12 protein-coding genes and 1 pseudogene are annotated in these 9,247 nt (G+C 69.7%); 9 read left to right on the forward strand and 4 right to left on the reverse strand.

Features of this window, described 5'->3' with window-relative positions; translation table 11 throughout:
- Positions 1 to 5 precede the first annotated feature (5 nt).
- The 3 genes from tpg (ACFW6A_RS28295) to ACFW6A_RS28305 all read left to right on the forward strand — a co-directional run bounded on the left by tpg (ACFW6A_RS28295) (position 6) and on the right by ACFW6A_RS28305 (position 2,411).
- Entirely contained in the window at positions 6 to 563 is a 558-nt protein-coding gene (gene tpg, locus ACFW6A_RS28295) for a telomere-protecting terminal protein Tpg (protein ID WP_386643956.1), read from the forward strand.
- A 482-nt stretch (positions 564 to 1,045) separates the two neighbouring features.
- The gene (locus ACFW6A_RS28300; RefSeq protein ID WP_386643959.1) at positions 1,046 to 1,174 is read left to right on the forward strand and encodes a hypothetical protein; all 129 of its coding nucleotides are present in this window, start codon (positions 1,046 to 1,048) and stop codon (positions 1,172 to 1,174) included.
- A gap of 259 nt (positions 1,175 to 1,433) precedes the next feature.
- On the forward strand, positions 1,434 to 2,411 hold the full coding sequence (locus ACFW6A_RS28305; protein WP_386643962.1) for a hypothetical protein: 978 nt from the start codon (positions 1,434 to 1,436) through the stop codon (positions 2,409 to 2,411).
- A 101-nt stretch (positions 2,412 to 2,512) separates the two neighbouring features.
- Here the strand turns inward: ACFW6A_RS28305 and ACFW6A_RS28310 are convergent.
- Positions 2,513 to 2,746, reverse strand: a pseudogene (locus ACFW6A_RS28310) (hypothetical protein); the annotation flags it as partial.
- A 94-nt stretch (positions 2,747 to 2,840) separates the two neighbouring features.
- On the opposite strand from ACFW6A_RS28310, the gene tpg (ACFW6A_RS28315) reads away from it, so the two are divergent.
- The 6 genes from tpg (ACFW6A_RS28315) (at position 2,841) to ACFW6A_RS28340 (ending at position 6,264) form a co-directional block, all read left to right on the forward strand.
- A complete protein-coding gene (gene tpg / locus ACFW6A_RS28315; RefSeq protein ID WP_386643965.1) occupies positions 2,841 to 3,263 on the forward strand; it encodes a telomere-protecting terminal protein Tpg in 423 nt (140 codons plus the stop codon).
- A 12-nt stretch (positions 3,264 to 3,275) separates the two neighbouring features.
- Entirely contained in the window at positions 3,276 to 3,416 is a 141-nt protein-coding gene (locus ACFW6A_RS28320) for a hypothetical protein (protein ID WP_386643968.1), read from the forward strand.
- Positions 3,417 to 3,532: 116 nt separating this feature from the next.
- Positions 3,533 to 4,303 carry a hypothetical protein gene (locus ACFW6A_RS28325; RefSeq protein WP_386643971.1) on the forward strand — a complete coding sequence of 257 codons (771 nt, stop codon included), beginning with the start codon at positions 3,533 to 3,535 and terminating at the stop codon, positions 4,301 to 4,303.
- 293 nt (positions 4,304 to 4,596) lie between these two features.
- Positions 4,597 to 4,830 carry a hypothetical protein gene (locus ACFW6A_RS28330; protein ID WP_386643974.1) on the forward strand — a complete coding sequence of 78 codons (234 nt, stop codon included), beginning with the start codon at positions 4,597 to 4,599 and terminating at the stop codon, positions 4,828 to 4,830.
- A complete protein-coding gene (locus ACFW6A_RS28335) occupies positions 4,830 to 5,102 on the forward strand; it encodes a hypothetical protein (RefSeq protein WP_386643977.1) in 273 nt (90 codons plus the stop codon). The genes ACFW6A_RS28330 and ACFW6A_RS28335 overlap by 1 nt, the downstream gene beginning before the upstream one ends.
- Before the next feature lie 133 nt (positions 5,103 to 5,235).
- Positions 5,236 to 6,264, forward strand: a complete 1,029-nt coding sequence (locus tag ACFW6A_RS28340; protein ID WP_386643980.1) for a restriction endonuclease — start codon at positions 5,236 to 5,238, stop codon at positions 6,262 to 6,264.
- A gap of 203 nt (positions 6,265 to 6,467) precedes the next feature.
- Here ACFW6A_RS28340 and ACFW6A_RS28345 read toward each other — a convergent pair whose 3' ends face one another.
- The 3 genes from ACFW6A_RS28345 to ACFW6A_RS28355 all read right to left on the reverse strand — a co-directional run bounded on the left by ACFW6A_RS28345 (position 6,468) and on the right by ACFW6A_RS28355 (position 8,241).
- Positions 6,468 to 6,899, reverse strand: coding sequence for a hypothetical protein (locus tag ACFW6A_RS28345; protein ID WP_386643983.1), 432 nt, complete (start codon positions 6,897 to 6,899; stop codon positions 6,468 to 6,470).
- Positions 6,900 to 7,084: 185 nt separating this feature from the next.
- The gene (locus ACFW6A_RS28350; RefSeq protein WP_386643986.1) at positions 7,085 to 7,531 is read right to left on the reverse strand and encodes a helix-turn-helix domain-containing protein; all 447 of its coding nucleotides are present in this window, start codon (positions 7,529 to 7,531) and stop codon (positions 7,085 to 7,087) included.
- On the reverse strand, positions 7,528 to 8,241 hold the full coding sequence (locus ACFW6A_RS28355) for a hypothetical protein (RefSeq protein ID WP_386643989.1): 714 nt from the start codon (positions 8,239 to 8,241) through the stop codon (positions 7,528 to 7,530). The genes ACFW6A_RS28350 and ACFW6A_RS28355 overlap by 4 nt, the downstream gene beginning before the upstream one ends.
- Between the last annotated feature and the right edge of the window lie 1,006 nt (positions 8,242 to 9,247).

Here is a 9,247-nt window from a genome sequence, read left to right on the forward strand (position 1 = left end):
TCGCGATGAGCCTGTTCGGGGACGGCCTGGAGAAGGCGGTGCAGAAGGCCTTCACCCGCCCCGCACCCAAGTCGGCCGGCGCCCAGATGCGCTACCTGGTCAAGCAGCTCAAGGGCACCAAGGCGGTCGCCCAGATGCTGCGGATCTCCCAGCGCACCGTCGAGCGGTACGTGAAGGACCAGATCAAGAAGCCCCGCGCCGACCTCGCCGCGCGCCTGGAGCGCGAGGTGAAGAAGCGCTGGCAGCCGCAGATCCGCGCCAAGGCCAGGGCGAAGGCGGCGTCCACGGGCGGCATCGTCATCGACACCCGCGCCCGCATGGGCTACGTCGCGCCGATCGGGTCGACGGACCAGGACCGCATCCGGCACCTGACCGTCGCCCTGCCCCCGCAGTACGCCGCCCGCCTCTTCGACGCCCAGGACGCCGGCGCCAGCGACGCCGAGCTCCAGGAGATCGCCGCCGAGGCCCTCAAGGAGGTCTACTTCCAGGACAACGGCCGCCGCGCCGGGTCCCTGGAGGAAGTCCGCTTCACCGACGTGCAGCACCTGGAGTTCGACCTGTAGACCGCCTCCGCGCACCACGCGCCTGGTCCCCGGCATTGGAGCTGCCGGGGACCAGGCGTTTCGCATCCTACGGTCGGCCGGCCCGAGGAGCGGGGCGGCGTTCCCGCCGGGTCGGCGGTGGCGTGGGGGCGGCTTGGGCGGCCCGGCCGAACGCCGCGAGCTTCTCCTCCAGACGCGCGGTGTGCTCGAGGTTCCCGGCGGCGTTCATCAGTTCCTCGGTGGCGGTGACGAGCGCCGGGTCGGGGCGGCCGCGGCGGCGATCCGGGTGAAGGGCTTGCGCAGCGCGGCGACGGCCTGCTTGCTCATGATCCTCTCCTGCGCCAGCAGTTCCGCCCCGCACCCCAGACCCGCCAGGCCGCTCTGCACGTCGGTGCCTCCGGCGATCCGGGCCCGGGCCGCGCCGCCCACGCAGGCGAGCCCCGCCAGCAGAACGGCCCGGCCGCGCTCGGTCAGCGCCTCCCACAGCCTGGGGCATCGACCCCATGCCCCCGCACATCAACACCCCGCTCACCCGGAGCATGTACTTCGCCGCCGGGCTCGACGGCACCCCGTACGCCCTGGGAAGACCACGGAGCTGCATTGAATCGACCCGCACCGACGAAGAAATGTGACCTCAACACGCTTATATCTCATGGGAGTTGAACAAAGAACGAGTATCGGTCGGAGCCATCAACTCACGGGGGCCTCATGTCTACTGCTCCACCTCCTTCCGTTCCACCAGAGGGGAACACCCCGGCCGGGTCCACTCCTCCGGCCGGGTCCACGCCTTCGAACGTGACGGCAGCTCCGGCCGGCTCCGCAGCTCCGGCCGGGATCACGCCTTCGAACGCGACGGCGGTGGACCAGTCGGTTCCATCAGTGTCACCCCCTGTGGTCGCATCTCCCCCGGCGAGCTCGGAGACGGCCATCGCCCAAGGGGGTGGGTGGTGGGAGTGGACGCTGAGGGTGTTTGCCGGGATTGGAGCCCTCGGTGTCGTGGTCGCCTCGGTCGTCGCGATCTGGGGGCTTCCCGTCGCCGTACGGAGCGCGGACATCGCGCAGCAGGCCGAAGAGCGCGAACGGAAGAAGGACCAGCAGGAGGAGGAGAAGGAAGAGCGGCTCACCGTCGGACCAGCGATCGACATCCAGTCTGCGGAGCCGAACCTCTTCTTCGGAGGTCCCTTCGCTTTCCCGCACCGTACGGAGAGCAAAGAGGGCCTGCCGAAGAGCGGCTACATGTCGGAGGAGTACCGGACCTGGTTCGCCGAGAATAAGGGCGTACCGGTCAACAAGCGCAGCGTGCGCGTGACGATCTTCCCCATCCACCAGGGCACCGTGGTAATCCAGGGCATGCGCATCACCGACCGCGTCTGCCGGCCGACCCGCCACACCGGAACGGTTGTGGTTCCCCCACCCTTCGGGGACAGCGGCGGGGAAGGGCTGCCCACCATGGTCGCGTTCGATCTTAGAGAGTCCGTCCCACGCCCCTGGAAGATGAAGCCGGGGGCCCAGAACGCCGCGCCGGGCGAGGGCGGCAGGTACCTGTCGGGCAACGCGTTCGCGAAGGTCGTCTACCTCGACGGCGGAGAGGACTTCGATGCCAGAGCCTTCGACCTCTGGTTCTTCACTGGCAACCAGGACTGCGAGTTCGGCGTCGAAGTGAACACGATGGCCGCGGGCAGGGGAAGTGAGTGGTACCGCGTGGTCTTTCCCGGCCAGCGGATGACGTACGAGGTGGCGGGAAACCCTGTGCGCTACGACACTTCTGTAGTAAGCGAGTACGTGGAGAACCGCCCCGTCCTGCAAGGACCACGAGTCGCCGAGTCGCCTCCCCCGCTCGTCAAGGGCTCCTTCGGCGATGTCGGGTGAGGCTACGTCCTCACGTGGCCCGACGTCTCATCGCTTACCGTGCACGAGCTCGTTAGGCGGTTTCTTCCGGATCAGACCTCGCCGGGTTCGCTTGCTTTACGCCTGCTGTACGAGACGCCGTCCACGGGCCGCACGTGGTCGGGCGCGCGGACCCAGACCCGGTACTCGGCAGGCTCCACCGACTCCCCGGGGCCGTTGCGGTACGCCGGGAGCCCGACCTTGTACCGCCAGCCGTCGGGCGTCTGGCACCAGGACCACAGGCGGGCGACGACCTCCTGGTCCCCGGGCAGCAGCACCCGGATGGGCACCGGCTCGGGGTCGGAGGATGTCGTCATGCCCTACCGTACGGACGAGCGCCGGGACGACGATCGGCACGGCCTGCACGGTCGCTGGCCTCCGTCCACAGGCACGCCGTGGCCGACTGGTTCCATGAACGATCACGAGCAGCAGCCGGCCCCGCGCCGCGGGAAGGTCCTGGAGGCCCTCGCGCGGGCGGAGCGGCAGGTGTTCACCAGGTCCGCACCGAAATCCGCAAAGGCTCAGATGAAATTCCTCCTCACGCGGGCGAAGGGCTCGACCAAGGCTCTGGCCGAGCGCCTGGGCGTCTCACGCCGCACGGCGGGGCGCTACCGCGCCGGTACCCTGACGACCCCGCAGAAGCGCCTGCGGGCCGCCCTGGTGGAGGAGACGGAATCGGAGTGGCAACAGCAGGTCAGGGCACAAGTACACGCGGCAGCGGCCACCTCCAGAGGGATGATGGTGGACGTGACGGCCTTCTTCGGATTCACGTGCAAGGGCAGCTCGGACGACGGCCGCGAGCGCCAGGTCACCACGGAGATCTCGCCCACCTAAGCGAAGCAGATCTTGGAGCTCCAGGAGGCCGGTGCGACGGAGGAGGACCTGCATCCGATCGTCGCGGAGGCCATCACGGAGTCGTATTTCACCGACTGGGGCACCCGCGCCGATGGCCTGCGCGCGGATTTCACGCAGGTCTTGAAAATATAATTCCGGTTTTGACCCGGACGAATTCACGACCTGCTAGAAACATATCCGGCGGGCCGCCGCACATCGCTCTGGCGGCGGCCTGCTCATGAATCCGCACCACGAAGATGAGGCCGACAATGACCACGCCCTGGCCGCTCCGGCGTACCGCCCGCCGCCCGCTCGCCCCGCGCGTCGCCGCGCCCCGCGAGCCGGTCGACCCGGCCCGCATCGGCCGCCGCGCCGTCCGGCGCCGGGCGAAGGGCATGAACGCCGGCGCCGTCGCGGCGGCCCTCGAGAACGCCCGCTTCGACGCGCGCCAGGACTCCCGCCACGAGGACCTGGCCGACGACGTCCGCGGCCGGGCGGAGCTCGCGGAGTGGGAGCGCCTCGACCAGCTGCTCGCCGCCGCACCGGCGGGCACCGTCTACGACCCGGACACCGGCCCCGTCGTCCAGGACGAGCTCGCCGCCGAAGCCGCGGCGGCCGCCGCCCGGGAAGCCGAGCTGCGTGAAGCCGCCCGGGTCGCGGCCCGCGCCGACGAGCTCCAGGCGCTGCGCGAGCTCCACGCCCTGGAGCAGACCGAGCCCCGCGCCGGGGACGAAGCCGCCCGGGACGAGCTGACCCGGCGAGCCGGCGGGTACGTCCAGGCCGACGTCGACGCCTGGCTCGCCCGTGCCCTGGCCGCGCACCTCGGACACTATCGCGACCCGGCCGCCCGCGAAGCCGCCGCCTGCCTTCTCACCCCGCCGGTCCTCGCCCACGCCGCGCTGCTCGCCGAACTCGCCCGCCTGGTCCCCGGCGCCGATGTCGACGAGCTGGCGTTCGCGGCCCGGCTCGCCGCCACCGAGCCCGAGGCCGCCGGTGACCTCGCCGCGTTCCTCGCCCGCGCCTGGGCCGAGGTCAGCTGACCGCGCCACGCCCCGGCCGGGTGTCACGCTGACTCAGCGTGAGCGTGACATCCGGCCCCGGGAAGATGTCACGCTCTTCGAATACGCGCCCCTATATCCGTTTTGCGGCTCCCGAAGGGGCCTCTGGGGCCGCTTCGGGAGCCGAGCGTGACACATGAGAGTTGATCGCCTGAACGCTCGCGAGCAGTACGGACCGTAGTCGCGGGGGTCGGTTCCGCCGGAGTGGTCCCGGGCCCCCTGGCCCGGCGATACCGTGGTGAGCACTGCCAGTTCTGCCCCGCCTGGAGCCCTCGATGAGCGAACAGCCGGCCCCCGCCGACACCGCCGCCCGCCAGCTGGAGCCCGCGGCCGCCGACGCCGTCCGCGCGTACGCGGCCAAGACCCGCGCCGACGCCGACCGCTTCGCCGTCGTCCTGGAGGACATCGCCACCAGCGGCCTGCCCGACCCCGAGCAGTGCACCCCCTGGGAGGAGCTGCGCGAGGCCCACCTCGCCCGCCTCACCTCCCAGCGCCCGGCCGTCGCCTGATGCCCCCACAGCACGCCCGGCGCCGCGCCCGGATCGCGTTCCCCGACTCCGCCGCCAAGCAACTGGAGAACATCACCAGCGAGGCGGAGATCCACGCCCTGGACCGCGCCCTGGTCGTCGTCTCCGTCGACCCCGAGGTCGGCGTACCGATTCCCGGCAGCGCCGCCGGCCCCCATCTGCGCGAGTACGCTGACGAGGTCGAACGCATGCGCTTGTTGTACTGGGTCACGGCTCTGCGGACCGTGGTCGTGGTCGCCTACCTCGAGCTCTGACCCGCGACGTCCTGGACCAGGCCGACCGCGTTTTCCTTCAGGCAGTCCTCCAACTCGTAGAGTGTTCCGGCGTCCTTTCGCTGACGCGCGGTACGGCTAGCCCGGCAGCGGCTCCGCGCGCGATCCTGTGGACATGACTACACCGAACCCCGGGCCCGCCGCCCCGCTTCGCATCGGCGAGGACTGGTGGGTGCCATCTCAGGAGTACGTGGACAGCTGGCAGCCCTACACACGCTCACGATGGCAGACCATCCTGGCCAGCTACCGCGAGCGAGCCGCCGAATACCCGGATCTGACGAAGGCACACCCGGAAGAGTTTGCGCTGCTCGGCCCCGTGGAACTGCGGATCGTGGTCTGTCTGGTGGGGGAGTGGACGTTCATCCGCCCAGCCGCCCAGGACGCCCTCACTCTGGACGAGCGATGGGACGACCCCCAGCTGTCCACGCGCGGCCTGCTGGACCGCGCCGACGCGGAGAGCATCGTCCGGCGCGTCACCGCGGTGGGCGACGACTTCCAGCTGCTTCAGGCCGAGGACTACACCCGCAAGATCGACGTCAAGCACGCCCTGAACTTCCACGGCGGGAACGAACGCTACGAAGCCCGCGAGAAGGCCGATAGGGACGCCAGGAATGCAGTTAGGGCCCCGCAGTGGCGGGAGGCGATCGACGCTCTGACCGGGCGAACGATCGACCACGCGGCCCTCGCAGAGCTGCGCGAACGGTTGGAAGGAATTCGGCAGCTGAAAGCGAGCGCGCGCGGGAACCAGTTCGAGCCGTGGGTCGGCGAACTCCTGCAGGCCCACGGCTGTGAGGCGGAGGGAGGTAAGAAGCATCTTGGTGAGCAGGTCGACTTCTTCGTCCACAAACCCTTCCGCGCCATCATCGAATGCCGCTGGCAGCAGGCCAGGCTCCAGCCGCGCGCGCTGAACGACCTGACCGGGAAGCTCGCCCGGCGCCCGGCGATCATCGCCGGAATCTACGTGGCGATGTCGGGCTTCACCGACGCCTGCCGAGATAACGCGGCGAGCGAGCCCAACCAGCGCACGGTCCTGCTGTGGGACGAGAGCGACATCCAACGGCTGCTCAGCGGTGAGATCCACGCGCTCGACCTGTACGAAGAGCACGTCTCCACTCGGGTCCGTCGTTATCGCGCCGCCCCGTAGGGGCGAGTTTTGCTGTCGGCTCTGCCGACCGTTCGACGGGAAGCCAACAGCTACTGCTCCTGGCGGTGAAGGGTGCAAGAGGTCTGCTGCTCCCCGGTGAGGAGTGCATCGCAGCATTCGCACGACCCGGACGGCACGCGGGTGCTGCTCGGGTAGCAAGGCCGGCCTTCCTCGTGCAGCAGGGAGCGCTGCGTCCGAGACGGCTACGCGGTCGCTGCTGCTGCAATCGGGGAGTCGGCGGGCAGGCCGCTGCTGCGCGAGCAGGCCCGCAGCGCACACTCGAAGAGCACGTCGATGTCGAGGGCGGCGTCCCGGCGGGCGACCACGTACAGCGCCTTCATCGCCTCCCACGCAGCCACGACAGCGAGAGACGGCGCTCGGTCGAGGCCCAGCTCCCTGTCCAGGCAGGAGGGGAAGCCGAACTGGTGCGTGCGGGCTTCGTCTGCGGCCACCACGCTCTGGTGAGCTCGGCGGGCCGCGTCGAACCACCGCACGGCCTCCTGCGCCCCCAGGGCGTTGACGACGATCGCCAGGAACGGGGTCACCGGCTCGGCACTGGGAGGCCAGCTGCCGGTGGGCGAGCCGAAGCGGTTGCCCAGCTCCAGGGCGGGGTGGAGGCCGAAGTTGTGCGTCACGCTCCACTCGTACCGCGACGGCCGGCACTCGTGCGGGCGGCGCGCGGCAGGGCCTTCGGGGAACGCTCGTACGGGCCGTTTGGCCTGCGGCTTTTCCCTCCAGGGGAACGCTGTACGCCGTCTTGGCGCGAGAACGGCGCCGCACCGTGGATGCAGCGCCGTCATGTTCGGGCGGGATCGTCGGGTCAGGACACGGCCTTGAGGTTCTGCCGACGCTTGGCGTCCTCGCGGAGCCGGCGCTTCTCGGCGAGCTGGTCCTGGTAGGCCGCCACGGCCTTCCGGTAGTTCTCCACGAAGCCGGGCGCGTTCAGCCGCTCGTTCTTCGGCATCGCCTTGACGGCCGCGATCGCGTCCTCGGGGGAGGAGTAGGCGGCGAGCATGGGGTTGAGCTGGTAGATGCCGGCCCTCTTCTTCTTCACCAGCTGCGCCAGGTCGAGGTCACGCAGCGCGGCGTTCACGGCGGCCCGGCTCAGGCCGAGCATCTGAGCGAGGGTGGTCTGGTCAACTTCGATCCGGCCGCCCGGCTCGCTGTGGGCGCGCATCTTCAGCAGCACGCGGTAGGCCGCGGGCAGCAGGTCCAGGTCGGCGACGATGCCTTCGGCGTTGACCGCGGCGAATTGCAGACCGCTCACTGTTCGGCCCCCTTCTCCTTCTGCTGTACCCGCTTCCGACGGCGCTCAGCACGCATGCTCGCCCGCTCCTCACGCAGCCGCTCGATCTCCTGCCGCATCCGCTCCAGCGAGGGGAAGCGCACCAGCTCGGGCAGGCTCTCGTCCGACCGGATCTTGGCAATGGTCTCGTGCTGGTCGACCCGGATGTACTGCGCGTCCATGGTCTCCGTACCCGGGATGAACTCGGCGACCCGGTAGGAGTACGGCGGGTTGAACTGGTAGACGCCGCGCTTCACCCGGAACACGATCCCGTGACCCATGACCTCCTGCAGCGCCTCGTTCACCTTGGTGCGGCCGACGTCCAGGACGTGGGCCATCTCGTCCTGGGTCAGAGGGATCCGCCCGCCGGCCTTCTGACACGCGATCAGCAGCAGGATCAGCCGGAGCGGCAGCGCCTCGCGGAAAAACTGCGCGATGACGAGGAAGAACTCCAGGCTGTCCATGGAGAAGGCGTTGGGCTCGTCCGGAGGGCCGTAGAACTCCAGCGGCTTTCGCTCGCTGTCCAGGGTGAGCTTGCGGCCGGGATACGCGCGGGCGACGTCGTCCAGGTCCTTGACGGGCCGTAGCGGCCGGTCCCAGGCATCGGCCGGGTTCTCGGTCAGCGGCAGCTTCGGCTGCGACTGCGGCGTCCCTCGGGCCCCCGGACGGCGGCGCTGCGGCTCTGTCGACACGAGGCTGCTCTCCAAGCTGTTGATCTCTGCGACGCGGAGCAGTATGTCACCTCTGCTTGACATGCATGTCGCTTCGACACGACATGCCGCACGAGTTGTGTCCCCTCAGGGGGGACAGATCTCCCCCCTGGCGTCCCGCGACCCGCACCCGGGACACATCTGCCGCCGCATGTCGCCTCCAGTTGACATGCGGCGGGAATTCGTGTCGCCTCCAGTTGACATTGGAGGGTCGGTATGCCCCCTCACTCGTGACACATCGATCGCGATACGTCCCCTCACCCGGTACGTATCTCAAGAATCGCGAGCCTCTGACCTGCGGTTTCTTGATCTGGCCATATATCAGTGGCTGAGGTCACCCGCACCCGCCCCACGCGAGCTCGCCGAGGGCACGTCCTGTGCGCGCCCGTGAGCCGCACAGGACGTAGGCGGCGTCAGCTCCGGGAGACGAGGTCAGCCTTCGCGTCTGGCCCGCCGCCCGGCCCAACGGGCCGGGCGGCTTAGGTATCTCCGAATGCCGAAATTTCGACTCACCAATTTCCAATTACCGTTCTGTTGCTGAGGCCCGACCCGCCCCAATCAGTAATTCCGCGCCCAATCGGCGGGTCGAGCAAGGGTTCTGATGCAGCTTCAAAACCCGCGCCCCACCCGGATCGGTCTGGGGGTGTCCTGTGTTTTCGCCAACGCTACATGCTGCATCAACCTGATGCACCCGCTACACTGAAACCCACACGAACGAGCCCCCCCACCCCTCCCCCTAGCCAGCCAGGCCCGCAACGCGGGCCCAACGGTTCTGGAGGCGCAGCCGGAAGGACCGTCAGGCGGGGGAGCGCAGCGGACCCGCCAGCCAGGCTGGAGCGAAGCGGAAGCCTGGTAGCGGGACGAAGTCCCGCCGGTCCGGGAGCGCAGCGGACGGACCGTCACCGAGCCTGCGCAGCAGGCTCGGTGTGCGGGTGGCGCAGCCACCCGCCGGCGCTCCCGCGGAGCGGGAGCGCAACGCCCGGGCGCA

This window comes from Streptomyces sp. NPDC058758 (assembly GCF_042746075.1).
In the GTDB taxonomy this organism is placed as follows: domain Bacteria; phylum Actinomycetota; class Actinomycetes; order Streptomycetales; family Streptomycetaceae; genus Streptomyces.

Excerpts from the sequence above, each read along its gene's own strand:
- ACFW6A_RS28330 (WP_386643974.1), top strand. The coding sequence starts at position 4,597 with ATGAGCGAACAGCCGGCCCCCGCCGACACCGCCGCCCGCCAGCTGGAG.
- ACFW6A_RS28325 (WP_386643971.1), top strand. The coding sequence starts at position 3,533 with ATGACCACGCCCTGGCCGCTCCGGCGTACCGCCCGCCGCCCGCTCGCC.
- ACFW6A_RS28335 (WP_386643977.1), top strand. The coding sequence starts at position 4,830 with ATGCCCCCACAGCACGCCCGGCGCCGCGCCCGGATCGCGTTCCCCGAC.
- tpg (WP_386643965.1), top strand. The coding sequence starts at position 2,841 with ATGAACGATCACGAGCAGCAGCCGGCCCCGCGCCGCGGGAAGGTCCTG.
- ACFW6A_RS28300 (WP_386643959.1), top strand. The coding sequence starts at position 1,046 with ATGCCCCCGCACATCAACACCCCGCTCACCCGGAGCATGTACTTCGCC.
- ACFW6A_RS28340 (WP_386643980.1), top strand. The coding sequence starts at position 5,236 with ATGACTACACCGAACCCCGGGCCCGCCGCCCCGCTTCGCATCGGCGAG.
- tpg (WP_386643956.1), top strand. The coding sequence starts at position 6 with ATGAGCCTGTTCGGGGACGGCCTGGAGAAGGCGGTGCAGAAGGCCTTC.